This window comes from Ralstonia mannitolilytica (genome assembly GCF_000954135.1).
Lineage (GTDB): Bacteria > Pseudomonadota > Gammaproteobacteria > Burkholderiales > Burkholderiaceae > Ralstonia > Ralstonia mannitolilytica.
Map to the genome: position 1 here is coordinate 1,298,520 of NZ_CP010799.1, position 26,053 is coordinate 1,324,572.

The 26,053-nt window shown below is 65.1% G+C and carries 25 protein-coding genes and 1 tRNA gene; 14 read left to right on the forward strand and 12 right to left on the reverse strand.

The window, feature by feature from the left end; translation table 11 throughout:
* The first annotated feature begins 32 nt into the window (after positions 1-32).
* The 5 genes from TK49_RS06190 to lpxC all read left to right on the forward strand — a co-directional run bounded on the left by TK49_RS06190 (position 33) and on the right by lpxC (position 5,512).
* On the forward strand, positions 33-917 hold the full coding sequence (locus TK49_RS06190; RefSeq protein ID WP_045785928.1) for a cell division protein FtsQ/DivIB: 885 nt from the start codon (positions 33-35) through the stop codon (positions 915-917).
* On the forward strand, positions 914-2,146 hold the full coding sequence (gene ftsA, locus TK49_RS06195) for a cell division protein FtsA (RefSeq protein WP_045785929.1): 1,233 nt from the start codon (positions 914-916) through the stop codon (positions 2,144-2,146). Before TK49_RS06190 ends, ftsA begins: the two co-directional genes overlap by 4 nt.
* A 139-nt stretch (positions 2,147-2,285) precedes the next feature.
* Positions 2,286-3,485, forward strand: a complete 1,200-nt coding sequence (gene ftsZ, locus TK49_RS06200; protein WP_045785930.1) for a cell division protein FtsZ — start codon at positions 2,286-2,288, stop codon at positions 3,483-3,485.
* A 364-nt stretch (positions 3,486-3,849) separates the two neighbouring features.
* Positions 3,850-4,350: a peroxiredoxin gene (locus tag TK49_RS06205; RefSeq protein ID WP_045785931.1), complete on the forward strand. Its 501-nt coding sequence runs from the start codon at positions 3,850-3,852 to the stop codon at positions 4,348-4,350.
* Between the two features lie 244 nt (positions 4,351-4,594).
* Positions 4,595-5,512 (forward strand): UDP-3-O-acyl-N-acetylglucosamine deacetylase, encoded by a 918-nt coding sequence (gene lpxC, locus TK49_RS06210; RefSeq protein ID WP_045785932.1) that lies wholly within the window; start codon positions 4,595-4,597, stop codon positions 5,510-5,512.
* Positions 5,513-5,561: 49 nt separating this feature from the next.
* On the opposite strand, the gene TK49_RS06215 is transcribed toward lpxC, so the two are convergent.
* On the reverse strand, positions 5,562-6,071 hold the full coding sequence (locus tag TK49_RS06215; RefSeq protein WP_045785933.1) for a DciA family protein: 510 nt from the start codon (positions 6,069-6,071) through the stop codon (positions 5,562-5,564).
* A gap of 68 nt (positions 6,072-6,139) precedes the next feature.
* On the opposite strand from TK49_RS06215, the gene TK49_RS06220 reads away from it, so the two are divergent.
* The 5 genes from TK49_RS06220 to TK49_RS06240 all read left to right on the forward strand — a co-directional run bounded on the left by TK49_RS06220 (position 6,140) and on the right by TK49_RS06240 (position 12,819).
* The gene (locus tag TK49_RS06220; protein WP_045785934.1) at positions 6,140-7,105 is read left to right on the forward strand and encodes a M23 family metallopeptidase; all 966 of its coding nucleotides are present in this window, start codon (positions 6,140-6,142) and stop codon (positions 7,103-7,105) included.
* A 247-nt stretch (positions 7,106-7,352) separates the two neighbouring features.
* On the forward strand, positions 7,353-10,157 hold the full coding sequence (gene secA / locus TK49_RS06225; protein ID WP_045785935.1) for a preprotein translocase subunit SecA: 2,805 nt from the start codon (positions 7,353-7,355) through the stop codon (positions 10,155-10,157).
* Positions 10,158-10,249: 92 nt separating this feature from the next.
* Positions 10,250-11,479 carry a bifunctional glutamate N-acetyltransferase/amino-acid acetyltransferase ArgJ gene (gene argJ / locus TK49_RS06230; protein ID WP_045785936.1) on the forward strand — a complete coding sequence of 410 codons (1,230 nt, stop codon included), beginning with the start codon at positions 10,250-10,252 and terminating at the stop codon, positions 11,477-11,479.
* Between the two features lie 16 nt (positions 11,480-11,495).
* Positions 11,496-12,380: an ATP-binding protein gene (locus tag TK49_RS06235; RefSeq protein WP_045785937.1), complete on the forward strand. Its 885-nt coding sequence runs from the start codon at positions 11,496-11,498 to the stop codon at positions 12,378-12,380.
* Positions 12,370-12,819 carry an NUDIX domain-containing protein gene (locus TK49_RS06240; protein WP_045785938.1) on the forward strand — a complete coding sequence of 150 codons (450 nt, stop codon included), beginning with the start codon at positions 12,370-12,372 and terminating at the stop codon, positions 12,817-12,819. The genes TK49_RS06235 and TK49_RS06240 overlap by 11 nt, the downstream gene beginning before the upstream one ends.
* Positions 12,820-12,822: 3 nt before the next feature.
* Here TK49_RS06240 and yacG read toward each other — a convergent pair whose 3' ends face one another.
* The 9 genes from yacG to ispB all read right to left on the reverse strand — a co-directional run bounded on the left by yacG (position 12,823) and on the right by ispB (position 21,222).
* The gene (gene yacG, locus TK49_RS06245; RefSeq protein ID WP_045785939.1) at positions 12,823-13,029 is read right to left on the reverse strand and encodes a DNA gyrase inhibitor YacG; all 207 of its coding nucleotides are present in this window, start codon (positions 13,027-13,029) and stop codon (positions 12,823-12,825) included.
* Positions 13,030-13,037: 8 nt separating this feature from the next.
* A complete protein-coding gene (gene zapD, locus TK49_RS06250) occupies positions 13,038-13,796 on the reverse strand; it encodes a cell division protein ZapD (protein ID WP_045785940.1) in 759 nt (252 codons plus the stop codon).
* Between the two features lie 134 nt (positions 13,797-13,930).
* Positions 13,931-14,545: a dephospho-CoA kinase gene (coaE, locus tag TK49_RS06255; RefSeq protein ID WP_045785941.1), complete on the reverse strand. Its 615-nt coding sequence runs from the start codon at positions 14,543-14,545 to the stop codon at positions 13,931-13,933.
* 12 nt (positions 14,546-14,557) lie between these two features.
* Positions 14,558-15,439 (reverse strand): prepilin peptidase, encoded by an 882-nt coding sequence (locus TK49_RS06260; protein ID WP_045785942.1) that lies wholly within the window; start codon positions 15,437-15,439, stop codon positions 14,558-14,560.
* Complete coding sequence (locus TK49_RS06265) at positions 15,439-16,704, reverse strand: type II secretion system F family protein (protein ID WP_045785943.1); 1,266 nt, start codon at positions 16,702-16,704, stop codon at positions 15,439-15,441. The genes TK49_RS06260 and TK49_RS06265 overlap by 1 nt, the downstream gene beginning before the upstream one ends.
* 44 nt (positions 16,705-16,748) lie before the next feature.
* On the reverse strand, positions 16,749-18,476 hold the full coding sequence (gene pilB, locus TK49_RS06270; protein WP_045785944.1) for a type IV-A pilus assembly ATPase PilB: 1,728 nt from the start codon (positions 18,474-18,476) through the stop codon (positions 16,749-16,751).
* A gap of 249 nt (positions 18,477-18,725) precedes the next feature.
* Complete coding sequence (locus TK49_RS06275; protein WP_045785945.1) at positions 18,726-20,000, reverse strand: HlyC/CorC family transporter; 1,275 nt, start codon at positions 19,998-20,000, stop codon at positions 18,726-18,728.
* Positions 20,001-20,189: 189 nt separating this feature from the next.
* A tRNA-Pro gene (locus TK49_RS06280) sits at positions 20,190-20,266 on the reverse strand.
* Between the two features lie 26 nt (positions 20,267-20,292).
* Positions 20,293-21,222: an octaprenyl diphosphate synthase gene (gene ispB, locus TK49_RS06285; RefSeq protein WP_045787773.1), complete on the reverse strand. Its 930-nt coding sequence runs from the start codon at positions 21,220-21,222 to the stop codon at positions 20,293-20,295.
* A 318-nt stretch (positions 21,223-21,540) separates the two neighbouring features.
* Here ispB and rplU point away from each other — a divergent pair, with 318 nt between their 5' ends.
* The 4 genes from rplU (at position 21,541) to proB (ending at position 24,568) form a co-directional block, all read left to right on the forward strand.
* Positions 21,541-21,852, forward strand: a complete 312-nt coding sequence (gene rplU / locus TK49_RS24035) for a 50S ribosomal protein L21 (protein WP_004633023.1) — start codon at positions 21,541-21,543, stop codon at positions 21,850-21,852.
* A 37-nt stretch (positions 21,853-21,889) separates the two neighbouring features.
* Positions 21,890-22,150 (forward strand): 50S ribosomal protein L27, encoded by a 261-nt coding sequence (rpmA, locus tag TK49_RS06295; RefSeq protein WP_009241587.1) that lies wholly within the window; start codon positions 21,890-21,892, stop codon positions 22,148-22,150.
* Positions 22,151-22,314: 164 nt separating this feature from the next.
* On the forward strand, positions 22,315-23,415 hold the full coding sequence (gene obgE / locus TK49_RS06300; RefSeq protein ID WP_045785947.1) for a GTPase ObgE: 1,101 nt from the start codon (positions 22,315-22,317) through the stop codon (positions 23,413-23,415).
* 28 nt (positions 23,416-23,443) lie between these two features.
* On the forward strand, positions 23,444-24,568 hold the full coding sequence (proB, locus tag TK49_RS06305) for a glutamate 5-kinase (protein ID WP_180964244.1): 1,125 nt from the start codon (positions 23,444-23,446) through the stop codon (positions 24,566-24,568).
* A gap of 76 nt (positions 24,569-24,644) precedes the next feature.
* On the opposite strand, the gene TK49_RS06310 is transcribed toward proB, so the two are convergent.
* Both TK49_RS06310 and TK49_RS06315 read right to left on the reverse strand, forming a co-directional pair.
* Positions 24,645-25,283 carry a CNP1-like family protein gene (locus tag TK49_RS06310; protein ID WP_045785948.1) on the reverse strand — a complete coding sequence of 213 codons (639 nt, stop codon included), beginning with the start codon at positions 25,281-25,283 and terminating at the stop codon, positions 24,645-24,647.
* Complete coding sequence (locus tag TK49_RS06315; protein WP_045785949.1) at positions 25,280-25,990, reverse strand: RNA pyrophosphohydrolase; 711 nt, start codon at positions 25,988-25,990, stop codon at positions 25,280-25,282. The genes TK49_RS06310 and TK49_RS06315 overlap by 4 nt, the downstream gene beginning before the upstream one ends.
* Positions 25,991-26,053: the final 63 nt, after the last annotated feature.

The following is a 26,053-nucleotide window of genomic DNA, read 5'->3' on the forward strand; positions in this document are numbered from 1 at the left end:
CAAACGTCAGCCAAACCGGATAGCACAACGTTATGTGGCACAACACCCGTCTCCTCAATACCGTCGCGACCGCGCTGTATGCGCTGCTCGCGCTGGCGGCATTGGGCGTGGGGGCGATGTGGCTGATACAGCGTCCGATGTTCCAACTGCAGCACGTGCGCGTGATGCCGATGGCCGGCAGCGAGCTGCGCCATGTGAACGTGCCCAGCGTGCGCGCGAATGCGCTGGTGAAGCTGCGGGGCAACTTCTTCACGCTGAACCTCGACGAGGCGCGTGCCGCGTTCGAGTCGGTGCCGTGGGTGCGGCGTGCGAGCGTGCGCCGCGTGTGGCCGAACGGGTTGCTGGTGGAAGTGCAGGAGCACGAAGCACTCGGCACCTGGGGCGGCAATGAGTCCGGCAAGCTGGTCAACACGTATGGCGAAGTGTTCGTCGCCAACCTGGCCGAAGCCGAGGACGACACCGATCTCGTCGCGCTGGCCGGGCCGGAGGGGACCGAGCAGGACGTGGTCGACAAGCTGGAAACGATGACCGAGTGGTTCAAGCCGCTGAATGCCGAGCCGGTGAGCGTGACGCTGACAGATCGCTACGCCTGGCGTGCCAGGCTGTCCAACGGCACGGTCGTCGAGTTCGGCCGGGAGTTGAATGACGATGACCGCAGCGCGCTGGCTGCGCGTGCCCGCCGCTTCGTGCGCGCGTGGCCGCAGGTGACGCAGCGCTGGGGCGGTCAGATCGAATACGCCGATCTGCGCTACCCAAACGGGTTCGCAGTTCGGGCGGCGGGTGTGCGCTTCCTGACCGATGCGCAGGCTGCGGTGCTGGCCAAGGGGGGCAAGCTGCCCAGCACCGGCAATGCTGCAAAGAAGACGAATGCAGCGGCCAACAACAAAGCAACGCGAAGCACAGAGAAAACGCGATGAGCAAGGAATACAAGGATCTTCTGGTCGGGCTGGATATCGGCACCTCCAAGGTGGTGGCGGTGGTGGCCGAGTTGCGTCCCGACGGCGCCTACGAGGTCATCGGCATGGGCCAGACCGAATCGAAGGGGCTGAAGAAGGGCGTGGTGGTCAACATCGAGGCGACCGTCCAGTCGATCCAGAAGGCGCTCGAAGAAGCGGAGCTGATGGCCGACTGCAAGATCAGCGAGGTCTTCACGGGCATCGCCGGCAGCCATATCCGCAGCTTCAACTCCAGCGGCATGGTGGCGATCAAGGACAAGGAAGTCACCTCCACCGACGTCGCGCGCGTGATCGAGACCGCCAAGGCCGTCAACATCCCGACCGACCAGCAGATCCTGCACATCCTCACGCAGGAATTCATCATCGACGGCCAGGAAGACGTGCGCGAGCCGATCGGCATGAGCGGCATCCGGCTCGAGGTGAAGGTGCACATCGTGACCGGCGCGGTGAGCGCGGCACAGAACATCGTGAAGTGCGTGCGCCGTTGCGGGCTCGAAGTGCACGACCTGATCCTGCAGCCGCTCGCCTCGAGCCTGGCGGTGCTGACCGAAGACGAGAAGGAACTCGGCGTCGTGCTGGTCGACATCGGCAGTGGCACGACCGACATCGCCATTTTCAGCGAAGGCGCGATCCGCCACACGGCCGTGATCCCCATCGCCGGCGACCAGATCACCAACGACATCGCCATGGCCCTGCGCACGCCCACGCCGGACGCCGAGGACATCAAGATCCAGTACGGCATCGCCAAGCAGGTATTGGCCGATCCGGACGAGATGATCGATGTGCCGGGCGTCGGCGACCGCGGCCCTCGCACGCTGAGCCGCCAGGCGCTGGCCGCCGTGATCGAGCCGCGCGTGGAAGAGCTGTTCTCGCTCGTGCACCAGGTGGTGCGCGAATCCGGCTACGAGGAGCTGCTCTCCAGCGGCGTGGTCCTCACCGGCGGTACGGCAATGATGCCGGGCATGGTCGAGCTTGGCGAAGACATGTTCCTGAAGCCGGTGCGCGTGGGCGTGCCCGAGTACCGCGGCAATCTGCACGAAGTCGTGAAGAGCCCGCGTTACGCCACGGTGATGGGCCTGTTGCAGGAAGGCCGCGTGCAGCGCATGCGTGGCCGCAAGGTGGTGGTGCAGTCCGGTTCGGTCAAGCAGATCTGGACGCGCATGAAGGAATGGTTCATCGGCAATTTCTAGGCGCGTGTGCGCTCAGGGCTGGCGATGTGCTCCCCGGGGGAGCAAGTGGGTTTCTTGTTTTTGATGTTTTTCGTTCAGGAACCAGGAGTTGCGGCGGGGAGGCTGCATCGTCTGGGACTGATCACTTCTGGAGGCAATGATGGACTTTGACATGATCGAAACGGAAATGCAGGACGGCACCATCATCAAGGTGGTCGGCGTCGGTGGTGCGGGCGGGAACGCCGTGCAGCACATGATCAACCGCGGCGTGCAAGGCGTGGAATTCATCTGCATGAACACCGATGCGCAGGCGCTCAAGCGCTCGACCGCATCGCGCGTGCTGCAGCTGGGCAACACGGGCCTGGGTGCCGGCGCCAAGCCCGAGGTCGGCAGGCACTGCGCAGAAGAAGCCCGTGAGCAGATTGCTGACGCACTGCGCGGCGCACACATGGTGTTCATCACCGCCGGCATGGGCGGCGGCACGGGCACGGGCGCCGCTCCGGTCGTCGCACAGATCGCCAAGGAGATGGGCATCCTGACCGTGGGCGTGGTCTCCAAGCCGTTCGATTTTGAAGGCGCACGCCGCGCCAAGGTGGGCGAGTCGGGCGCCAACGAACTGGAAGGCAACGTCGATTCGCTGATCGTCGTGCTCAACGAGAAGCTCTTCGAAGTCATGGGCGACGACGCCGAGATGGACAAGTGCTTCCAGTGCGCCGACGACGTGCTGCACAACGCCGTGGCCGGCATCGCCGAAATCATCAACGTCGATGGCCTGGTGAACGTCGACTTTGAAGACGTGAAGACGGTGATGGGCGAACAGGGCAAGGCGATGATGGGCACGGCTACCGTGTCCGGCGTCGACCGCGCACGCCTGGCTGCCGAGCAGGCCGTGGCCAGCCCGCTGCTGGAAGGCGTGGACCTGTCGGGCGCACGCGGCGTGCTGGTCAACATCACGGCCAGCCGCTCGCTCAAGCTGTCCGAGACCAAGGAGGTGATGAACACCATCCGCAGCTATGCCGCGGAAGATGCCACCGTCATTTTCGGTACGGTCTACGACGACGCCATGGGCGATGCGCTGCGCGTAACGGTCGTGGCCACGGGCCTGGGCCGCGCCAACCGGAACAAGCAGCAACAGCAGCAGACGATGACCCTGCTCAAGACCGGTACCGACAACCAGCCGGTGGCCTTCGGCGGCGGCGCCGGCCATTCGGTGGCGGCCGCGCCGGACTACAGCAACTTCGACACCCCGGCTGTGTGGCGCAGTTCGCGTGAGTCGGCATCGGCCCACGTGGCGGCACTGCAAGAGAAGGGCGTCGACACGTACGACATTCCGGCCTTCCTGCGCAAGCAGGCGGACTGATCCGGCACGTTGGCAGGATAGGTAGCGCCCGCGCACGTCAGGCTGCTTGCGGCACGCCGCGCTGCGTGCGGTTCACGGCTCCCCTCCGTGACCGCCGTCGTGTGGTGGATCGCTGCTCGCCGGCCGACAGCGCGCGACGCCACGGACACAGTCGTTGCCGCCGGGTGGGTTGGCCTCTGGCCGCCTCCCCGGAAGGGTCCAGCCCGCCCGGTGGGTGTGCCCGTTCGTCGCGTAGCGCGCGGTCTCCCGTCCTGCCTGCTGCCGCGTGATGTCGTTGTCTCCCAAGACCGCCCGCGTGAGTCGCTCTCGCGCGGGCGGTCTCGTTCTATGATCGCGCTATCCGCGCATACGCTTTCCGACCAACATGATCCAGCCTGGCCAACCGCTGCCCGACGCGACGCTCTACGAGTTCTTTGAGGTGGAAAAGGACGGCTGCGCGCTCGGACCGAACGCGTTTTCCGTGTCGCTGCTGGCCGAAGGCAAGACGATCGTCGTCTTTGGCCTGCCGGGCGCCTTTACGCCGACGTGCTCGGCGCGTCATGTGCCCGGTTACCTCGAGCACTTCGATGCCCTGCGCGCCAAGGGTGTCGACGAAATCTGGTGCGTGTCGGTCAACGACGCCTTCGTGATGGGCGCCTGGGCGCGCGCGCAGGGCACGGACGGCAAGATCCGCATGCTCGCCGACGGCAGCGCGGAGTTCACCCGCAAGCTGGGGCTGGAGCAAGATCTTTCCCAGCGCGGCATGGGCATCCGGTCACTGCGCTATGCGATGGTCGTGAGAGACGGTGTGGTAACTGCGCTACAGGTCGAGGCGCCCGGGCAGTTCGCCGTCAGCAGCGCCGAAGCGGTCCTCGCGATACTCTGACGCCACACCCGGATCTCCCCCAAATGGCGGAGCACCGCCGCCATCCGGCACCGCCTCTACGCTGAGAAGACCCGGGCGCCGAATCTGCGTGCACTAAGGTTGAGAGGCCTGCGTGCACGCCTAACATCCCGATACAAAAGTCGTTTTGAAGGCAGGGATGTGAAAATGGTATGCTTAGGGTTATCACCTATGCGGACTGCATAGATAAAAACAATCGTAGAAATTTCGTGAGTTGAGGGCGGCCATGTTGAAACAACGCACCATCAAGTCCCTCGTCAAGACCGTCGGCATCGGGTTGCACTCGGGCCGCAAGGTGACGTTGACGTTGCGCCCGGCAGCCGCAGGCACCGGCATCGTTTTCACGCGCGTGGACCTGGACCCGGCCGTCGAGATTCCCGCCACCGCCAGCGCCATCGGCGATACGCGCCTCGCTTCCGTGCTGCAGAAGGACGGCGCCCGCGTGTCGACCGTCGAACACTTGATGTCGGCCTGTGCCGGCCTCGGCATCGACAACCTGTACGTGGATGTCGACGCGGAGGAAATCCCAATCATGGACGGCAGCGCGGCCTCGTTTGTGTTCCTGCTGCAGTCGGCCGGTATCGAGGAGCAGGGGGCGGCCAAGCGCTTCATCCGCGTGACCAAGCCCGTCGAAATCCGTGACGGCGACAAGCTCGCCCGGCTCGACCCGTACTTCGGCTTCAAGCTGTCGTTCACGATCGAGTTTCGCCACCCCGCCGTCGACAAGACCGGCCAGACGTTCGAAATCGACTTTGCCGACACGAGCTACACGCGTGAAATCGCCCGCGCTCGTACGTTCGGCTTTGCGCACGAAGTCGAGATGCTGCGCGAGGTCGGTCTGGCACGCGGCGGTAGTCTGGACAATGCCATCGTGCTCGACGAGCACCGCATGCTCAACAACGATGAGCTGCGCTACGGCGACGAGTTCGTCCGCCACAAGATCCTTGATGCGATCGGCGATCTGTACGTGGTCGGCCATCCGCTGATCGCGGCGTACACGGCGCACAAGTCGGGGCACGGGTTGAACAATGCGCTGCTGCGCGCGCTGCTGGCCGACGAAACCGCCTATGAGATCGTGACGTTCGACAAGGCGGAAGAGGCGCCGCGCGCGTTCCTGCCGCAGTTGCAACCGGCGTTCTCCTGATCCACTGCGGTCGCGACGACGAAAATAAAGCGCCCTGCGGGGCGCTTTTCTATTTGGACGCGGTATGCCGCGCGACCATCTCGGCCAGCGCCTGTCGCAGGGGGGAGTCGGGCAGCTCGTTCGCCAGGGCCGCCAGGCTGTTGAGCCCAACTGCGGTCATCTTGGCGCGTTTAGGCGGCTTTTCGGTCTCTTGTGGCCATAAACTGTCCCGGCCCCCCTGCGGTTGTACCCGCACCCGAATTGCGGTAATCTGCGATCCCCGGCGCTGCAGACGCTCCAGCAAGGTGGGCACCACCTGCCGTAGGCGCGCCGCTGCCGCACTATGTGCGGCGAGCAACACCAGAGTCGCTTCCCGGCTGTCGCGTGCATCGTTCTTGATACCGCCGATGGCCACGCCGCCGCCCAGTCCGGGCGGCAACAGCGACAACACCTCCGCTTCCAACGACGCCAATTGTCTGGCCGCCTGCATCAGCGGGCCGACCGAACCGGCACCCGAGAGCCAGTCCTGGACCGGTTTTGCCACGGGTGTCTTGAGAGCGGGATGAACGAAGATTCGCATGCCGGCATTGTAGGGCGCCTGACCGCGCTTTCGTGTCGTCGGGCGGCTTTTTTGTCCGGAAAAGAGCAATGCAGATCATCCTGATTCATCCGCGCAAGGCGGGCGCGGTGCACCTGTCGCGACGCGGGGTCTTCGTGGCCATTGGGGCGGCACTGCTGACCGTGGCGGCGCTGTCTGTCGGCGGAACATGGCTGGCTGCCAAGCAGGGCCTGCTGCCCGGAGCCAGCGCTTCGGCCCCGGCCGGTGCGGACCCGCGCATCACCCGCGAAAACCTCAACCTCATGGCCGCGCGCATCGGCGAGATGCAGGCGCAGATCGCGCGCCTCGATGCGCTGGGCGCCCGCGTGTCGGGTCTGGCCGGGGTGCCGCCGCGCGAATTCAACTTCAAGTCGCAGCCGGGCCGCGGTGGTCCGGAGGGCGCGTTCTCCCGGCCGATGTCGATGCCCGAGATCCAGTCGGAGCTGGATCGGCTGACGCGCTCGGCCGATCAGCGCAACGACTACCTCAGTGTGCTCGAAAGCACCCTGATGGACCGCCAGATCCACGCCAAGCTGATGCCGACCGTACGCCCGGTCGCCACGGGCTACGACTCGTCCGGCTTTGGTGTGCGGATCGATCCGTTCACCGGCCGGCGCACGCAGCATGATGGCGTGGACTTCGTCGGCCCGGTCGGTACGCCGATCGTGGCGGCCGCCGGCGGGGTGGTGGTGGCCAGCGAGTTCCATCACGAATACGGCAACATGATCGACATCGACCACGGCAACGGCCTGAAGACGCGCTACGCGCATGCGTCGAAGGTGTTCGTCAAGGTCGGTGACATCGTCAAGGCCGGCGAGCGCATCGCGCTGATCGGCCGCACGGGCCGCGCAACGGGCCCGCACCTGCATTTCGAGGTGCACGTCAACGACGTGCCGCAGAATCCGGTGGCGTTCCTGGAAAACGCCGGTCAGCCGAAGATGGCAGTCAACAAGGCGCCGGCGCCATCCGTGGCGGCCGCCGATATCGGCAAGAGCATGGCGGCTGCGGGCCACTGATCGGGCCCGGGTTGCAATCGGGGGCGCCCGTCCCCAATTCAGCGTGATTGTGTGCCGGTCCGGCGCGGTGGACGCTGCACCAAAGTGCGGCGTTCCTGCCACATCGGGCCGGCCTCCCGCCATCAAGCGGGTGTTGTGCACATGCTAAACTCCCGCCTTTGCGCCAACCCTTTTCGGGCCGTTGCGCTGCCTGGTTTCGCGGTATTTCGCGAAGCGGTTTCGGGTGGCTCGCCGGCCCTCGCCATCGATGATCACGGGCCTTCTCAAGAAGATTTTCGGCAGCCGCAATGAGCGGCTGATCAAACAGTACCGCCGCAAGGTGGCGCAGATCAATGCGCTCGAGCCCAAGTTCGAAGCGCTTTCCGATGCCGAACTGCAGGCCAAGACCGAAGAATTCCGCCAACGTTTTGCCAAGGGCGAGACGCTGGATGCGCTGTTGCCCGAAGCGTTTGCCGTGTGCCGCGAGGCCAGCAAGCGCGTGATGAAGATGCGGCACTTCGACGTCCAACTGATCGGCGGCATGGTGCTGCACGACGGCAAGATCGCCGAAATGCGCACGGGTGAAGGCAAGACGCTGACCGCCACGCTGCCGGTGTACCTGAACGCCATCTCCGGCCAGGGCGTGCACGTCGTCACGGTCAATGACTACCTCGCCCAGCGCGACGCCGAGTGGATGGGCCGCCTGTACAACTGGCTGGGCCTGTCGGTGGGGGTCAACCTGACCACCATGGACCACGACCAGAAGCAGGCTGCCTACGCGGCGGACATCACCTACGGCACGAACAACGAGTTCGGCTTCGACTACCTGCGCGACAACATGGTCTACGACGCCGGCCAGCGCGTGCAGCGTCCGCTCAACTACGCCATCGTCGACGAGGTGGATTCGATCCTGATCGACGAAGCGCGTACGCCGCTGATCATCTCGGGCCAGGCCGAAGACCATACTGACCTGTACCGTCGCATGAACAGCATCCCGGCGCAGCTGACACGCCAGATCGGCGAAGAGAAGGCGGATGGCACGGGCGTCGAGAAGCCGGGCGACTACTACGTCGACGAAAAATCGCATCAGGTCTACCTGACCGAGTCGGGCCACGAGAAGGCCGAGCAGATCCTGCTGCAGGCGGGCCTGATCGGCGAGGGCGAATCGCTCTACGCGCCGCAGAACATCACGCTGATGCACCACCTGTATGCCGCCCTGCGCGCGCACAGCCTGTTCTTCCGCGACCAGCACTACGTGGTGCAGAACGGCGAAGTGGTGATCGTCGATGAATTCACCGGCCGCCTGATGACGGGCCGCCGATGGTCCGACGGCCTGCACCAGGCCGTGGAAGCCAAGGAAGGCGTGCAGATCCAGCAGGAAAACCAGACGCTGGCGACCATCACGTTCCAGAACTACTTCCGCATGTACGGCAAGCTGGCCGGCATGACGGGCACGGCGGATACGGAAGCGTACGAATTCCAGGAGATCTACGGCCTGGAAACGGTGGTGATCCCGACCAACCGTCCGCCGCAGCGCAAGGACTTGCAGGACCAGATCTACAAGACCTCGAAGGAGCGTTACGACGCCGTCATCCGGGATATCCGCGACTGCTACGAGCGCGGTCAGCCGGTGCTGGTCGGCACGACCTCCATCGAAAACTCCGAGCTGCTGTCGAACCTGCTCACGCAGGCCAAGCTGCCGCACCAGGTGCTCAACGCCAAGCAGCACGCGCGTGAGGCGGAGATCATCGCGCAGGCCGGCCGGCCCAAGATGATCACCATTGCCACCAACATGGCGGGCCGCGGCACCGACATCGTGCTGGGCGGCAACGTGGAGAAGCAAGCCGGCTTCGTGATGGCCGACGCATCGCTTTCCGACGAAGAAAAGGCGGCGCGCGTGAAGCAGCTGCAGGATGAGTGGCAATCGCTGCACGAGCAGGTGAAGGCTGCTGGCGGCCTGCACATCATCGGCACCGAGCGCCATGAGTCGCGCCGGATCGACAACCAGCTCCGTGGCCGTGCCGGCCGCCAGGGTGACCCGGGTTCGTCGCGCTTCTATCTGTCGCTGGACGATCAGCTGCTGCGCATTTTCGCGGGCGACCGCGTGCGCGCCATCATGGACCGCCTGAAGATGCCCGAGGGCGAGCCGATCGAAGCCGGCATCGTCACGCGCTCGATCGAATCGGCGCAGCGCAAGGTGGAAGGCCGCAACTTCGACATCCGCAAGCAGCTGCTGCAATACGACGACGTTGCCAACGACCAGCGCAAGGAAATCTACAAGCTGCGTAACGAGATTCTCGAAGCGCAGGATGTGGGTGAGCTCGTCAAGAACCTGCGCGAGTCCGTGTTCACGGAACTCTTCCGCACGTATGTGCCGGCCGAGACCATGGAAGAGCAGTGGGATGTCGCCGGTCTGGAGAAGACGCTGCGCGAAGACTGGGGCGTCGATCAGCCGCTGGTGAAGACGCTGGAAGCGGCCCAGTCGATCGAAGACGAAGACCTGCTGAAGATGGTGCTGGACGCCGCCGAAGCCGTGTACGAAGGCAAGGTCGCGCAGGTTGGCCGCGAGTCTTTTGCCGGCTTTGAGCGCTCGGTGATGCTGCAGAGCCTTGATACGCACTGGCGCGAGCACTTGGCCGCGCTCGACATGCTGCGCCAGGGCATCCACCTGCGCGGCTATGCGCAGAAGGATCCGAAGCAGGAATACAAGCGCGAGTCGTTCGAGCTGTTCGGCCGCCTGCTCGACACGATCCGCAACGAAGTCACCCGCATCATCTTTACGGTGCGCATCCAGTCGCAGGAAGAACTGGAGCAGGCTTCGGAGCAGATCGAGGAAGACCTGTCCGCGTTGAGCAACGTGCAGTACAAGCATGACGAGTTCAACGAGCTGGCCGAAGTGGCCGCCGGCGATGCCGAGATTCATGGCGCCACGCCGGCAATGGCGGCCCCGCGCTCCGCGGCCTCCGCCGCCGCTGCGGCCCTGGCAGGCGAGGTGCCGAAGGTCGGCCGCAACGACCCGTGCCCGTGCGGCTCGGGCAAGAAGTACAAGCAGTGCCACGGCAAGCTGGTCTGATGTGATCGACCGCGCCGTGTGCGCGGCGCATTCCGTTTTCTGTTGATTCACGATGCCCGCGATGCGGGCATCCTCATTTGAAAGGTGTGTCCATGGCTGTGAATCTCGTCGCGCCCGCTGCCGACTCCCTCTTGCCGATCGATGGCGTGGACCTGGGCTGGGCCGAGGCCGGTGTACGCAAGGCCAATCGCAAGGACGTGCTGCTGGTCCGCATTGCAGAGGGCTCGAGCGTGGCCGGCGTCTTCACGCAGAACCGCTTCTGCGCGGCGCCCGTCCAGGTGTGCCGCGAGCATCTGGCGAGCGGCAAGAGCACCCGTGCCATCGTGGTGAACACCGGCAACGCCAACGCGGGCACCGGCGCGCCCGGCCTCGCGCATGCGCGCCAGACCTGTGATGCCGTCGCCAGGCTGCTCGGCGTATCGCCCGAGCAGGTGCTGCCGTTCTCGACCGGCGTGATCCTCGAGCCGCTGCCGGTCGATCGCATCATCGCAGGGCTGCCTGCCGCGCAGGCCAACGCGAAGCCGGACAACTGGCTGGCCGCCGCGGAGGCCATCATGACCACCGACACCGTACCGAAGGCGGCCTCGGCAACGTGCACGCTGTCGGGCAAGACCGTCCGCCTGTCGGGCATCAGCAAGGGCGCCGGCATGATCCGCCCGAACATGGCCACCATGCTCGGCTTCATCGCCACCGACGCCAACGTGGATGAAGCCGTGCTGCAAGGCCTCGTGCGCCACGCGGCGGATCACTCGTTCAACAGCGTGACGGTGGATGGCGATACGTCGACCAACGATTCGTTCGTCGTCATCGCCACCGGCCGTGCCGGCACGCCGCGCATCGATTCCGAATCCCACCCCGACTACGCTGCCTTGCGCGATGCGCTGACCGGCCTCGCCCAGGAGCTGGCGCAGAAGATCGTGCGCGACGGCGAGGGCGCAACCAAGTTCATGACCATCCGCGTGGAAGGCGGGCGCCATGTCGAAGAATGCCGCCAGATCGCGTATGCGGTGGCGCATTCGCCGCTGGTCAAGACCGCGTTCTACGCATCGGACCCGAACCTGGGCCGCATCCTGGCCGCCGTCGGTTATGCCGGCGTGACGGACCTCGACGTCAACGGCGTCAACCTGTGGCTCGACGATGTATGGGTCGCGCGTGACGGCGGGCGCAACCCCGACTACCGCGAAGAAGACGGCCAGCGCGTGATGAAGCAGGCCGAGATCACCGTGCGCATCGCGCTCGGTCGCGGTGACGCTGCTGCCACGGTGTGGACGTGCGACTTCTCGCACGACTACGTGTCGATCAACGCGGATTACCGCTCCTGACCGGAGGCCCGTGCTGATGTCGTCCGATCTTTCCGCACGGCTCGACCGCTTTCTCGGACGGCTCGAGCAGTGGCTGCCTCCCGAACTGACCGAAGCCGACTGGAACGAGGCCGTGGCCTTTCGCTGGCGCAAGCGCCAGAGCCTGTTCGGCAACATCGGCTACCTCGCGCCGGTCCGCCAGCTGCCGCCGATCCATCTGAGCGACCTGCACAACATCGAGCGCCAGAAGGCCGCCATCGTCGCCAACACGCGCCAGTTCGTGCGCAGGCTGCCGGCCAACAACGTGCTGCTCACGGGGGCGCGCGGCACGGGCAAGTCGTCGCTCATCAAGGCGTGCCTGAACGAATTCGTGAACGAAGGCCTGCGCCTGGTCGAAGTCGACAAGGACGACCTGGCTGACCTCGGCGACATCGTCGAGCGCTTAGCCTCGCGCCCCGAGCGCTTCGCGATCTTCTGCGACGACCTCTCGTTCGAGGACGGTGAATCGGGCTACAAGGCGCTGAAGTCGGCGCTGGACGGCTCGGTGGCGGCGCAGTCGGACAACGTGCTGATCTACGCCACCTCGAACCGGCGCCACCTGCTGCCCGAGTACATGAAGGACAACGAGACCTACCAGCACACCTCGGACGGTGAAATCCATCCGGGCGAGGTGGTGGAAGAGAAGATTTCGCTGTCCGAGCGCTTCGGCCTGTGGCTGTCGTTCTACCCGCCGAAGCAGGACGAGTACCTGACCATCGTGGGCCACTGGCTCAAGCATTTCGGCTGCAGCGACGAGGACATCGCCGCTGCACGGGGCGAGGCGCTGGTGTGGGCGCTCGAACGCGGTTCGCGCTCGGGCCGTGTGGCCTGGCAATTCGCCCGCGACTGGGGCGGCAAGCACGGGCGCCAGCATGTCGACTGACAACCTGACGCAAGTGCCGCCCACGCACACGCCGGACGGCCGCAAGATCACCGAAGTGGCCGTGGGCGTGCTGGTGCAGCCGGACGGCCGCTTCCTGCTGGCCCAGCGCCCCGAAGGCAAGCCGTATGCAGGCTACTGGGAATTCCCTGGCGGCAAGCTGGAGTCGGGCGAGTCGGTGGAAGCCGCTCTCACGCGGGAACTGAAGGAAGAGCTCGACATCACCCTGCGCACATGCGAGCCCTGGCGCACGATCGAACACGACTATCCGCACGCCTATGTGCGGCTGCACTTCTGCAAGGTGACGGCGTGGGAAGGGACGTTGCGGGCGCTGGAAGGGCAGGACTTTGCGTGGCAGACGCTGCCGGTCAGCGTCGAGCCGGTGCTGCCGGCCACACTGCCCGTCTTCGAATGGATGCGCGAGGAAGCGAGCGCCAGTTGACCGCTAGTTGAGCTTGCTGGTCGTATCGCCGCCCGGAGCGTCGGGCGGCAAGTCGTCGTCTTCCACCACGGGAATCGTGTACTGCTCGGCCGCCCAGGCGCCCAAGTCGATCTGCTTGCAGCGCTCGGAGCAGAACGGGCGGTAGCGGCTTTCCGGCACCCATGGCACCGGCTTGCCGCAGGTCGGGCATTTGACGGTCTTCACGTTCATCGCAAAGGCTAGAAATTACAGAGCTTGAGCTGGAACGGGATATCCGCGTCGACCGGCTTGGGTCGCAGGTCGCCATCCTGCTGGGTGAAGCGTACCCAAAGCATGTACTTGTTGGCGCTGATCTCGGGAATGAAGCCCAGCGCCGCATCATCCAGGCGCACCTGCATGAGCTGGTACACGCGGCCCGACAGCATCTGCTGATAGCTACCTGCGTTAGCAATGACCTTGCCACTCTGGCCCGATTCGCGCAGCAGGCGCAGCACGATCATCGTGGCGTCGCGCAGTGGCACCAGCGGTTGGGCCCATTTGATGATGTCGGTGCGGCGGCGCTCGGCCGGATGATGCTGCCATGCAAAATACGCCGGCAGGTCGAACTCGCACGTGCCGCCCGGGATGATGGTGCGGCTGCGGATGCTCGTCAGCCATTCGTTGTCGGCGATGAGCTGGCCGGCCTTGCCCTGCGTGGCGGTGAGGTTGCCCGAGGCGGTTTCGAGCTCGCTGATGACGCTGTCGAGGGCATCCTGGTCGATCTGCGGATTGGCGCGCAGGGCGGTCAGCGTCTGGCGCTGGCGGTCCAGCTCCTTGAGCAGGTCGGACTTGAGATCCGCGCGGCCTGCCACGTCGACGATCTCGAACAGCGTGGTCAGCGCCACATGGTGCTGCAGCGGGTGTTCCTGCACGAGAAAGAAATCCAGACGCTCGAACAGGTCTTCGAGGCGCAGCAGCGTCCGAATGCGTTCGTTGAAGGGATATTCGTACAGGATCAAAACTGGGTGCCCGGTTTGCTGGCCGGCTGGCATATGCGGCCCTGAAGCCCGTTTGGCTTCAATCTGCCCGCATTCTATGCGAGACCCTCGCGCATCACAATGCAAAGGACTGTGACAGGCGCTTTCCGGCGGCTTCAGCTCGACCGGTAGGCTTGGTCCAGACGGTCGATCTGGGGGGTGAGGTCGTCGAGCGTGCCGCTGTTGTCGATCACGTCGTCGGCCGCGGCCAGGCGCGCTTCTCGCGGAGCCTGGCGTGCGACGATGGCTTCCACCTGCACGCGCGGCAGCCCATTGCGGGCCATGACCCGTGCGATCTGCGTTTCCACGGGGCAATCGACCACCAGGATGCGGTCGACGAGTTTGCGCCAGCTTTGCGGCCCGGCGAGGGATTCCACCAGCAGCGGCACCACGTAGACGAGGTATGGGCTGGCCCCAAACGCCTGTGCCGCGGCCCCGCGCGACAACGCAATCTCGCGGATGAGCGGATGCGTGATCTGCTCGAGCCGCGCCTTGGCCGTCGCATCGGAAAAGGCCAGCGCGCGCATGGCGTCGCGGTCCATGGCTCCGTCGGCGCGCAGGATGCCGGCACCGAAGGTTTCGACCAGTTTGGGGATGGCGGCGCCGCCCGGCGCGGTGATCTCGTGCGCGATGGCGTCGGTATCGACGATGGCGGCGCCGCGATCGGCGAGGCGGTCCGCCACGTAGCTCTTGCCGCTGCCGATGCCGCCGGTGAGGCCGATCACGCGCATGATGGCTGCCTCTTACGGCCCGAGCAGCGGCCCGAACCCGGCCATCACGAGCAACTGCGGCCCGGCCAGCAGGGCGATCGCGCCGGCCCCTGCAATGAACGGCCCGAACGAGAACGGCGATTCGCTCTTGGCGCCGCGCGCGATGCGCACCAGCCCGAAAACCAGGCCCACCACCGAGGACAGCAGCACCAGGAGCGGCAGCGCCTGCCAACCGAACCACGCGCCGAGCGCGGCCATCAGCTTGAAGTCGCCGTAGCCCATGCCTTCGCGGCCGCGCAGCAGCTTGTAGGCCCAGTAGATGGACCACAGGAAGAGGTAGCCGGCCATCGCCCCGATCACGGCGTCATCCAGGTGCGCAAACATGCCGAACAGATTCACCCCCAGGCCGAGCCAAAGCAGCGGCTGCGTGATGGCGTCGGGCAACAGCTGGGTGTCGGCATCGATCATCGTGCCGGCAATCAGGAACCACAGCAGCACCGCCGACGCCACCGCCACCCAGGTCGGACCAAAATGCCACAGGCAAGCCGCGGTCAGCAGGCCCGTGACGAATTCCACGGCGGGGTATCGCCACGAGATAGGCGTCTTGCATGCGCTGCACCGGCCGCGCAGCGCGAGCCAGCTCAAGACGGGGACGTTCTCGAGCGCCTTGATCTGGTGGCCGCACGACGGGCACGCCGAGCGCGGCACGACCAGGTTGTAGGTCTCGGGGTGTGGCAGTGGTTCTTCGCGCAGTTCAGCGATGTAGTTCGCTTCTTCGCGCTCGATCATGCGCGGGAGCCGGTGAATCACCACGTTGAGGAAGCTGCCGACCAGCAGGCCGACCAGCGCGCCGGACCCGATCACGAACCACGCCGGCAATTGCGCCAGCGTGGAGATGACAAACATGTCGGGCATCAAACCACCTGACCCAGCTTGAAGATCGGCAGATACATCGCCACCACCATGCCGCCGATCAGCACGCCGAGGATCACGATGATGATCGGCTCGATCAGCGCCGAGATATTCGCCACGGCGTCATCGACTTCACGCTCGTAGAACTCGGCCACCTTCAGCAGCATGCTGTCCAGCGCACCGGACTCTTCACCGATCTGCGTCATCTGCAGCACCATGTTGTCGAACACGTGGGTGGCCTGCATGGCGTTGGTCAGGCTCGTACCGATGCGCACCGCCTGCTGGATGTCGATCGTCGCGTCGTGATAGACCCAGTTGCCGGCAGCACCTGCCACGGATTCCATCGATTCCACCAGCGGCGTGCCGGCCGCGAACATCGTCGCCAGCGTGCGCGTCCAGCGCGCGATGGTCGCCTTGCGGATGATGTCGCCGAAGATCGGCATTTTCAGGATCCACCGGTGCGTGGCGCGCTGCACGTTCTCCGATCGCTTGAATGCCCGGACAAATGCGACGATGCCGATGATCGGCACGAAGACGATGAAGTACCACCACTGCACGAAGAAGTCGGAGATGCTCATCACCACCAGCGTCGGGGCGGGCAGCGTGGCGCCGAAGCTCGAGAACACCCCCTTGAACGCCGGCACCACGAAGATCATCAGCACCACCGTCACCAGGAACGCCACCGTCAGCACCGAGATCGGGTAGATCATGGCCGACTTGATCTGCGCCTTCAGCGCGATCGACTTTTCCATGTACAGCGACAGCCGCTCGAGCAGCGCATCGAGGATACCGCCCTGCTCACCGGCGTCGATGAGGTTGCAATAGAGCGTGTCGAAGTACCGGGGGTGGCGTCGGAACGCCTGCGCCATGCTGCTGCCCGACTCGATGTCCATGCGGATCTCGGTCAGCAGCTGCGTGAAGTTCGGGTTCGCGTGGCCGCGCGCGATGATGTCGATCGACTGCAGCAGCGGCACGCCGGCCTTGAGCATGGTTGAGAGCTGGCGCGTGAAGTACGCGATGTCCTTCGGCGTGATCTTCTTGCCGCGCGCGGCACGGCGGCGCTTGGACTTGGTGATCGACAGCCCCTGCTTGCGCAGGATCGCGTTGACCTCGGTGATGGTCTCGGCGCGCATTTCACCCTTGAAGATCTTGCCTTTGCGGTCTTTGCCTTCCCACTCGAAGATGTACTGCGTGGGCGCCTTCGTCTTGGCGGTCTTGCGTGCCGGCGCGGCGGCCGCGCGGTTTGCGGCTGGTGCTCGTGTGGCCATGGTTGGTTCCTACCCCCCGGTATGGGAACGATTGATCGAGAAGGTCATTGGTTCGTCGTGGCCAGCACTTCCTCGAGAGAAGTCAGCCCCAGCTTCACTTTCTTCAGGCCCGCTTCACGCAGCGACAGTACGCCTTCCTTGCGCGCCTGCTCGGCAATCTGCAGCGCCGTGCCGTGCGTCAGGATGATCTCCTGGATCGCCTCGGTAATCGGCATGACCTGGTAGATGCCGACCCGTCCCTTGTAGCCGCTGCCGTTGCAGGTCTCGCAGCCGACCGGGTGATACGGTTGCCATGAGCCGTCGAGGTCGGCCTCGGTAAAGCCGGCGTCGAGCAGCGTTTCCTTCGGCAGCGGCCCCGGTTTCTTGCAGTCCTTGCACAGCCGGCGCGCCAGACGCTGCGCCGTGATCATCAGCACCGACGACGCAATGTTGAACGGCGCCACGCCCATGTTCATCAGGCGCGTGAGCGTGGTCGGAGCGTCATTCGTGTGCAGCGTGGAGAACACCAGGTGGCCCGTCTGCGCGGCCTTGATCGAGATATCGGCCGTTTCCAGGTCCCGGATTTCGCCCACCATGATGATGTCCGGATCCTGCCGCAAAAACGACTTGAGCGCCGCCGCGAACGTCAGCCCCGCCTTGTCGTTCACGTTGACCTGGTTGATGCCGGGCAACTGGATTTCCGCCGGGTCTTCTGCCGTGGAAATGTTGATGTCGCCGGTGTTGAGCATGTTGAGGAAGGTGTACAGCGACACCGTCTTCCCCGAGCCTGTCGGCCCCGTCACCAGCACCATGCCGTACGGCCGCTTGATCACGTCGAGCAGCAGCTGTTTCTGCTCGGGCTCGTAGCCGAGCTGGTCGATATCGAGCCGCTCGGTGGACGACTCCAAAATCCGGATCACGATCTTCTCGCCGAACAGCGTCGGCAGCGTCGAGACCCGGAAGTCGATGGCGCGATCGATCGTCTCCTTGTTGTCCTTGTCCTTGCGGTCCTTCGGGACGGTGATCAGCAGCTTCATGCGGCCGTCCTGCGGCACGCGCTTCTCGGAAATGTCCAGGCGCGAGAGCACCTTGATGCGCGTGGCGATCTTGTCGCGGATGTCCAGCGGCGGCTGGGCCACCTGCATCAGCACGCCGTCGATGCGAAAGCGCACGCGGTAAAACGTTTCAAACGGCTCGAAATGCAGGTCGGAAGCACCGCGCAGCAGGGCTTCGGTAAAGAGCTTCTGCAGAAAGCGCACGACGGGGGCATCGTCGATGCCGTCGGCCGTGGTGCGGCGCGTGGCCGCCGCGGCGCCCGGGTCGTATTCGATCTGTACGGCTTCCTGCTTGGGGAAGAGGGATTTGATCTCGGCCGGCGCTTCGTTGGCCAGGTTGAGTTGGCGCACCAGCTTGTCGTGCTCGACGATGACCGTTTCGATCGTCACGTTCATCTTCTGGCGCAACTCTTCGATCGGACGCGCGTCGCTGGGGTCGGACGTGGCAACGATCAGCCGGTTTTCGCGCCGGGCCAGCGGCAGCAGGCGCAGTTGCGCGAAATGCTTGTTGGCCGTGAGCACGGCCGGCACCGTATCCAGCTTGTACTGCGCCAGATCCAGCAGCGGCATCTGGTACTTGCTGGCCACGAAGACGGCAAGGTCGTGAGCGCTCATGATCCCGCTGCTCACGAGTTCGTCGATCAGTTGCGTGCGCTTTTCACGCGCGCTCTGTTCGAGCTGGGTGAGTAACGTCGGCGCGATCCGCCGGCTCTGCGCTAGAGCGAGTCCGAGAGTCATGAATCCGTCTGGCTGACCATGTTCAGCGCGCGCCGGGCCCCACTGCCGCAACGCGTGCCCGCCCCCCTAGGCGAGTTGTTTTATGTTCTGCAGCCGGCATCCCACCCATTCGTGGGGGGTGGTGCCCGGGATCGGGGCAGTTTGCCCACCGGGCCTGGATTTGTAAAGCGCACCGCCCGGCGCAGCTTGCATTTGTGCCACATCGGCACGAAAGGGGCAGGACTGAAGCTTCCGGCGTCGCGTGTGGCTTCAGCTGCGCTTCGTGGGCGGCGGCTGGTGCAGCCTCACCGTGCGGATCGACTGACTGTCCATCTGCACGATGTCCATCACGCACCCCGCGATCTTCACACTGACCGTCGCCTCGGGAATCTCCTCCAGCACTTCGAGCAACAGCCCGTTGAGGGTCTTCGGCCCGTCCGTGGGCAGCGTCAGGCCCAGGCGCCGGTTGAGGTCGCGCAGCGACATGCCGGCATCGGCCATGTACGTGTGCTGGGCGTCCCAGGCAAGCTTGCCGGCGTTCGGCAGCGTGGTGGTGAATTCGCCGATCATCTCCTCGATGATGTCTTCGAGCGTGACCAACCCGAGCATGTCGCCGTACTCGTTGACGATCAGGCCGATGCGGCGGCGGTTCTCCTGGAAGTATTGCAGCTGGCGGAAGACCGGCGTGCCGCTGGGCACGAAATACGGCTCGACGAGCAGGCCGCGGAAGTCGTCGTGCGTCAGTTCCGTGTGGCCGAGCAATGACAGCGCCTTGCGCACGTGCAGGATGCCGATCACCTGGTCGCTGTCCTGCTCGAATACGGGCAGCTTGTTGTGATAGCAGGTTTCGAGCTGCTGGATGACCTCGTCGATCGGGCGCGACAGGTCCAGCGATTCCACGCGCGCGCGCGGCGTCATCACGTCATCCACGGTGATCGCGTCGAGATCGAACAGGTTCAGCAGGATGCTGCGGTGCTTGTGCGGAATGAAGTTGCCCGACTCCAGTACCAGCGTGCGCAGCTCTTCGGGCGACATGCGCTGCTCCGGCGCCTTGCTCGTATTGATGCGCACCAGCCGCAGCACGCCCATGGCAAACGCGTTGACCACCACGACCAGCGGCGTCGATACCTTCATCAGCGGCTTGATGATGAAGCTGGCCGGAAAGGCGATCCGCTCGGGGTACGTCGCACCGACGATCTTCGGCGCAATTTCGCAGAAGACAATGATCAGGAAGGCGACCACAGCCGTGGCGATCGACAGCGTTGTCCCGCTGTTGCCGAAGTAGTGGATCGCCAGGTTCGCGATCAGCACCGGCACGGCCGTGTTGATCAGGTTATTGCCGATGAGGATGAGCGAGAGCAGCTTGTCGGTCTGGCCCAGCAACTGCTGCGTGTTGCGCGCGCCCGAGACGTTGGACTTGGCAAGATGGCGCAGGCGATGGCGGTTGAGCGCCATCATCGCGGTTTCGGAAATCGAGAAGAAGGCGGAGCAGCACAGCAGCAGCGCGACAGCGCCGAGTTGCGCCCAGAGCGGCCAAGAGTCCAAAGCGGGAGAAGAGAGGCGACGAAGCGCCCACTATAGCAGAGGGGTTTGCCGCGCCGGCGGCGGGAGCCGTGTCTGCGCGCACGGCAAAATACGCTGCGGCACCGAGCGGGAATACGAAGGATGCTGGGAAATTGCTGTGCGGGCGAGGCCAGAAAACCGTGCCGCAGGAACCACTTGAATACGAGAAACTGGTCGGGGTGAGAGGATTCGAACCTCCGGCCTCTACGTCCCGAACGTAGCGCTCTACCAGGCTAAGCTACACCCCGATGCTTCTTCGCAGATCCCGTGCGCGTCAGGACTGACGTTGCAGCGAGAAAGCACACAAGTCTATCAGCGTCTGGCGGAAAAGGGAAGGGGGCAATGCGTTTGCTGCGGTTTCGGCTGCAGCGGCTTCACGTTCGGCGGCCTGGCGCGTGTAGTCGAGCGCGCCAGAAGCGTGGATGGCGCTAAAGATGGCGTCGAAATGTTCGGTGCCGCCCTGCTCGATGGCCTGGCGTACGAGTGTGCGCTGTTCTTCGGTGCCGTTGCGCAGCAGATGGATCAGCGGCAGCGTAGGCTTGCCCTCGCGCAGGTCGTCGCCCGCGTTCTTGCCCATCTGGTCGGCCGTGGCGGTGTAGTCGAGCAGGTCGTCGACGATCTGGAACGCGGTGCCGATGCGGCGGCCGTATTCCGCGGCGGCTTCTTCCGTGGCGGCATCCGCGCCCGAGAGCACCGCGCCGATCTGCGCGGCGGCCTCGAAGAGCTTGGCTGTCTTGTAGCGGATCACCTGCAGGTAGCGCTCTTCCGTGACGTCGGGGTCGTGCATGTTCAGCAGCTGCAAGACCTCGCCTTCGGAAATGATGTTTGTGGCGTCGGCCAGGATCTGCATGATGCGCATGCTGTCGGCCTGCACCATCATCTGGAAGGCGCGCGAATAGAGGAAGTCCCCCACCAGCACGCTCGCGGCGTTGCCAAACACGGCGTTGGCCGTCTTGCGGCCGCGGCGCAGGTCCGATTCGTCGACCACGTCGTCGTGCAGCAGCGTGGCGGTATGGATGAACTCGACCACCGCGGCCAGCTCGTGGTGATGTTCGCCCTTGTAGCCAAGCGCATTTGCGACGAGCAGCAGGATCACAGGACGCAGGCGCTTGCCGCCGGCGCTGATGATGTACTCGCCGATCTGGTTGATCAGCACGACCTCCGAGCCGAGGCGGCGGCGGATCACGGCGTCGACGGCGCGCATGTCTTCAGCGACGGGGGCGAGCAGGACGGAGGCGGAGGTCTGGGTCAAGGCGGGTTCCAGCGGGATGCGGTGGCGGATCGTCGGCATGCGCGCGGCGTGCGGCGCAAAAACCGCGAGATTATAGAGCAAGCAGGCGGTTTGGCCGGCATGCCGGCAAGCTGGGCGCGGCGTGGCAGGCCGTTGTGCGGGCGGCACGCTTTAGTCTTTGATTTGCTTGGGTTTTTCTTGTATAGTTGCGAGTTCTCTGTGTCCGTTGTCTGCGCAGGCGGGCTGCGAGTGGCACCAGAGTCACGTTTAGTTCTTTAACGAGGTCCGACAATGTACGCGGTCGTAAAAACCGGCGGCAAGCAATACAAGGTTGCTGCTGGCGAAAAACTGAAAGTAGAACAGATACCGGCGGACGTTGGCGCAGAAATCACGCTTGACCAGGTGCTCGCAGTGGGCGCCGGCGACCAACTCAAGGTTGGTGCGCCGCTGGTGAGCGGGGCTGCCGTCAAAGCCACCGTCATCTCCCACGGTCGTCACGACAAAGTGCACATCTTCAAGATGCGCCGTCGTAAGCACTATCAAAAGCGCCAAGGGCATCGTCAAAATTACACCGAGTTGCGTATCGACTCGATCGTGGCCTAAGGCCGCGTCGTCTACGTAACCGGATAGGAGTTCAGTCATGGCACAGAAAAAAGGCGGCGGTTCCACACGGAACGGCCGCGATTCCGAGTCGAAGCGCCTGGGCGTGAAGGTGTACGGCGGCCAAGCCATCAACGCTGGCGGCATCATCGTTCGCCAACGCGGCACCCGCACGCACGCTGGCGTGAACGTGGGCATGGGCAAGGACCACACCCTCTTCGCGCTGGTCGATGGCCACGTGAAGTTCGCCACCCGCGGCGAAGGCAAGAAGCAGTTCGTCGACGTTGTTCCGGCGGCCTGATCCAGCCTTGTAGTCAAAAGGCCCCGCACCCGTGCGGGGCTTTTTCGTTTCTGGCGCTAACAAAACGCGGCCGATGATGCCCGGCGGTACGATGTGGCCGGCGCGTTCTGTTAGCTCCATTTCCCTTACTGCCGTGCGCGTGTGCCGCACGGGCGGAGACCTCCATGAAGTTCATCGACGAAGCCCGGATTGAAGTGATCGCTGGTGACGGCGGCAACGGCAGCGCCTCGATGCGCCGCGAGAAATTCGTCCCGTTCGGGGGGCCGGACGGCGGTGACGGTGGACGCGGCGGCAGCGTGTGGGCGGTGGCCGACCGCAACATCAATACGCTGATCGACTACCGCTTTGCCAAGAAGCACCAGGCGCGCAACGGCGAGAACGGCCGTGGCTCGGACTGCTACGGTGCCGCGGGCGAGGACATCACCCTGCGCCTGCCCGTCGGTACGGTCATTTATGACGCCGATACCGACGAGCTGATCGCTGACCTCACGGTCGACGGGCAACGCCTGTGCCTGGCGCGCGGTGGCGAGGGCGGCTGGGGCAACATCCACTTCAAGTCGAGCACCAATCGCGCGCCGCGCCAGAAGACCGACGGCAAGCCGGGCGAGCGCCGCAACCTGCGTCTCGAACTGAAGGTGCTCGCCGATGTGGGGCTGCTCGGCATGCCCAATGCAGGCAAGTCCACGCTCATCACCGCCATCTCCAACGCGCGCCCGAAGATTGCCGATTACCCGTTCACGACGCTGCACCCGAACCTGGGCGTGGTGCGGACGGGTCCGTCGAAGTCCTTCGTGGTGGCGGACATCCCCGGGCTGATCGAAGGCGCGGCAGAAGGCGCCGGCCTGGGGCACCAGTTCCTGCGCCACCTGCAGCGCACGCGCTTGCTGCTTCACGTGGTCGACCTGGCGCCGTTCGACGAGAGCGTCGATCCGGTGGCCGAGGCCAAGGCCATCGTCGGCGAGTTGAAGAAGTACGATGCCGAGCTGTACGACAAGCCGCGCTGGCTGGTGCTGAACAAGCTCGACATGGTGCCCGAGGAAGAGCGTGAAGCGCGCGTGAAGGATTTCGTGAAGCGCTTCAAATGGAAAGGGCCGGTGCACCGCATCTCGGCGCTCACGCACGATGGCACGCAGGCGCTGGTCCACGCCATCCAGGAATACCTGGACGAACTGCGCGCCGAAGAAGACGCCGCCGCCGCCGCGCCCGACCTGCGCCTCGATCCGACGCTGCACAACGTCGATCACGACGGCGACACCAACGCATAAACACAACATTCTTCGGAGACACGCCACCATGGCCCTGCGTTCGCTGATTGCCGATGCGCGCCGCCTTGTCGTCAAGGTCGGTTCCAGTCTGGTCACCAATGACGGACGAGGCCTGGACCAGGCTGCCATCGCACGCTGGGCAGCGCAGATCGCAGCGTTGCGCGCGGCCGGCAAGGAAGTCGTGCTGGTCAGCTCCGGCGCGATTGCCGAAGGCATGCAGCGCCTGGGCTGGGCCAGGCGTCCGAAGGAGATCCACGAACTGCAGGCCGCTGCCGCCGTGGGGCAGATGGGCCTGGCGCAGGTGTACGAATCGGAGTTCGCGCGGCACGGCATCCGCACGGCGCAGGTGCTGCTCACGCATGGCGACCTGGCCGACCGCGAGCGCTACCTCAACGCGCGCTCCACGCTGCTCACGCTGCTGGGCCTGGGGGTCGTGCCCATCATCAACGAGAACGACACGGTCGTCACCGACGAAATCAAGTTCGGCGACAACGACACGCTTGGCGCGCTCGTCACCAACCTGATCGAAGGCGATGCGCTGATCATCCTGACCGACCAGCGCGGCCTCTATACCGCCGACCCGCGCAAGGATCCGAACGCCCGCTTCGTGGACGAGGCGCAGGCCGGTACGCCCGACCTGGAGCAGATGGCCGGCGGTGCCGGCACGAGCATCGGCAAGGGCGGCATGCTGACGAAGATTCTGGCGGCCAAGCGCGCGGCCAAGTCGGGCGCGCACACCATCATCGCCTCGGGTCGTGAAGAGAACGTGCTGGCGCGCCTGGCCAACGGCGAGGCCATCGGCACGCAGTTGCGCGCCCAGACGGGCCGCATGGCGGCGCGCAAGCAATGGATGATCGACCACCTGCAGCTGCGCGGACGCGTTGTCCTCGATGCCGGCGCGGTGGAAAAACTCACGGCGGGCGGCAAGTCACTGCTGCCGATCGGCGTGACCGAGGTGCAGGGTGAGTTCGCACGCGGGGAGGTGATCTCTTGCGTGGATGCGGCCGGGCGCGAAGTGGCGCGCGGGCTGACGAACTATTCGTCTGCCGAGGCGCGGCTGATTGCCCGCAAGGCTTCCTCCGAGATTGAAGCCGTGCTGGGTTATGTCAGCGCGGCCGAGCTCGTCCACCGGGACAACCTCGTGCTGCTCTGATCCCGCTCGGACGGGTCAAAACAACAAGGCCAACCTCGCAAGGGGTTGGCCTTTGTCTTTGGATGCGCGGTGTTGCTCAGGGCCCGTAATAGCGCCCGGACTGGCTCAGCCGCCGCACGAGCGTAGAGGCCCGACCGTCTCCCGCCACCGAGCGCACGTCGCAGAAGTACGTGCGCATGAGGGCCGAGGCGTAGTCGGTCGGCCCGCCGTTGCCCACGCGCTGCCAGTCGCCGGCGGCCTTGTAGGCGTTCATGCTGGCGGAGTCGGCGTTGGCGCTTTCGTTCATGTCGACGGCGCGATTGCCGACCCACTGGTTGGTGTCGTTGCGCAGCGTCGCGTAGATGCGGCGCTCGGCGGTGTCGCAGCGCAGGCCTTCGTAGTTGACGTTGCGCGCGCCGGTCCGGCTGGTGATCAGCACCGTGTAGCGCACCACGTTGTCCTTGCCGATGGACACCGATTTCGGATCGATCGCAAAGCGCAGCGGTGAATCGCTGCGGCCGCCGACCTCAAACGGCACCGCATCGCGGTCGACCGGCGGAGCGGGGAAGGTGACAGCGTCTTCCTTGAACGGCTTGTCATTGAACGGGTCCAGCAGCAGCCTGTCTTCGAGATCGCCAGTGCGGTTGTGGCCACATGCCGCCAACGCCAGCGCAGCCGCCAGCGCGAGCGGCACGAGAGCGCGTCGCGCTCCACGTGTCGTCGTCTTCAGAGTCACGAATTGTCCTTGGGAACCGTGTCGTCGGGGTTGGGAGAGGAGGAGGGGCCCGGCAGGGGCACGCTTACCGTTTCGACGATGACCGTGGTGGACGTGGCCGTCGTCAGCGCCGGTTGCGGGCGCTGTCCGCGTCCAGGTGGATCGCTGCGGCCTGCCTGGGCGCCGGGGCGCTCGCGGCCGTCGCGCTCGCGGTGCTGGCCCGTGCGCCCGTAGGGCGACAGCGGTGCACGGTTCTGCCGCTGCACGAAGCGCGACAGCTCCGACAGCGCCAGCTGGTACACCTCGCGCTTGAACTCGATGACGGCGTCCAGCGGCACCCAGTACTGGCTCCACCGCCAGGCATCGAACTCCGGATGCTCGGTGGCGCGCAGCTGGATGTCGCAGTCGCGACCGACCATGCGCAGCAGGAACCAGATCTGTTTCTGGCCCCGATAGTGGCCGCGGATCTCGCGGCGGATGAACTTGTCCGGCACCTCATACCGCAGCCAGTCGCGCGTGCGACCGACGATCCGGACGTGTTCCGGCAGCAGGCCAACTTCTTCGTGCAGTTCGCGGTACATCGCCTGTTCGGGCGTTTCGCCGTACTTGATGCCGCCTTGTGGAAACTGCCAGGAGTGCTCGCCAATGCGCTTGCCCCAGAACACCTCGTTTCTTGCGTTGATGAGGATGATGCCGACGTTCGGGCGGAAGCCTTCACGATCGAGCATGACTGCACCTCGAATACTTTAGAATTACGCCGATTATAGAGCGGCCCGTGGCCCGGCTGTCAC

Bases quoted from the DNA above. Each gene is read 5' to 3' on its own strand.
- rpmA (WP_009241587.1), top strand. From the start codon at position 21,890: ATGGCACAGAAAAAAGGCGGCGGTTCCACACGGAACGGCCGCGATTCC.
- TK49_RS06315 (WP_045785949.1), bottom strand. From the start codon at position 25,990: ATGCTCGATCGTGAAGGCTTCCGCCCGAACGTCGGCATCATCCTCATC.
- TK49_RS06260 (WP_045785942.1), bottom strand. From the start codon at position 15,439: ATGCCCGACATGTTTGTCATCTCCACGCTGGCGCAATTGCCGGCGTGG.
- TK49_RS06205 (WP_045785931.1), top strand. From the start codon at position 3,850: ATGATCCAGCCTGGCCAACCGCTGCCCGACGCGACGCTCTACGAGTTC.
- pilB (WP_045785944.1), bottom strand. From the start codon at position 18,476: ATGACTCTCGGACTCGCTCTAGCGCAGAGCCGGCGGATCGCGCCGACG.
- lpxC (WP_045785932.1), top strand. From the start codon at position 4,595: ATGTTGAAACAACGCACCATCAAGTCCCTCGTCAAGACCGTCGGCATC.
- ftsA (WP_045785929.1), top strand. From the start codon at position 914: ATGAGCAAGGAATACAAGGATCTTCTGGTCGGGCTGGATATCGGCACC.
- TK49_RS06190 (WP_045785928.1), top strand. From the start codon at position 33: ATGTGGCACAACACCCGTCTCCTCAATACCGTCGCGACCGCGCTGTAT.
- TK49_RS06215 (WP_045785933.1), bottom strand. From the start codon at position 6,071: ATGCGAATCTTCGTTCATCCCGCTCTCAAGACACCCGTGGCAAAACCG.
- obgE (WP_045785947.1), top strand. From the start codon at position 22,315: ATGAAGTTCATCGACGAAGCCCGGATTGAAGTGATCGCTGGTGACGGC.
- secA (WP_045785935.1), top strand. From the start codon at position 7,353: ATGATCACGGGCCTTCTCAAGAAGATTTTCGGCAGCCGCAATGAGCGG.
- rplU (WP_004633023.1), top strand. From the start codon at position 21,541: ATGTACGCGGTCGTAAAAACCGGCGGCAAGCAATACAAGGTTGCTGCT.
- TK49_RS06240 (WP_045785938.1), top strand. From the start codon at position 12,370: ATGTCGACTGACAACCTGACGCAAGTGCCGCCCACGCACACGCCGGAC.
- TK49_RS06235 (WP_045785937.1), top strand. From the start codon at position 11,496: ATGTCGTCCGATCTTTCCGCACGGCTCGACCGCTTTCTCGGACGGCTC.
- proB (WP_180964244.1), top strand. From the start codon at position 23,444: ATGGCCCTGCGTTCGCTGATTGCCGATGCGCGCCGCCTTGTCGTCAAG.
- TK49_RS06265 (WP_045785943.1), bottom strand. From the start codon at position 16,704: ATGGCCACACGAGCACCAGCCGCAAACCGCGCGGCCGCCGCGCCGGCA.
- yacG (WP_045785939.1), bottom strand. From the start codon at position 13,029: ATGAACGTGAAGACCGTCAAATGCCCGACCTGCGGCAAGCCGGTGCCA.
- ftsZ (WP_045785930.1), top strand. From the start codon at position 2,286: ATGGACTTTGACATGATCGAAACGGAAATGCAGGACGGCACCATCATC.
- TK49_RS06220 (WP_045785934.1), top strand. From the start codon at position 6,140: ATGCAGATCATCCTGATTCATCCGCGCAAGGCGGGCGCGGTGCACCTG.
- ispB (WP_045787773.1), bottom strand. From the start codon at position 21,222: ATGCGCGCCGTCGACGCCGTGATCCGCCGCCGCCTCGGCTCGGAGGTC.
- argJ (WP_045785936.1), top strand. From the start codon at position 10,250: ATGGCTGTGAATCTCGTCGCGCCCGCTGCCGACTCCCTCTTGCCGATC.
- coaE (WP_045785941.1), bottom strand. From the start codon at position 14,545: ATGCGCGTGATCGGCCTCACCGGCGGCATCGGCAGCGGCAAGAGCTAC.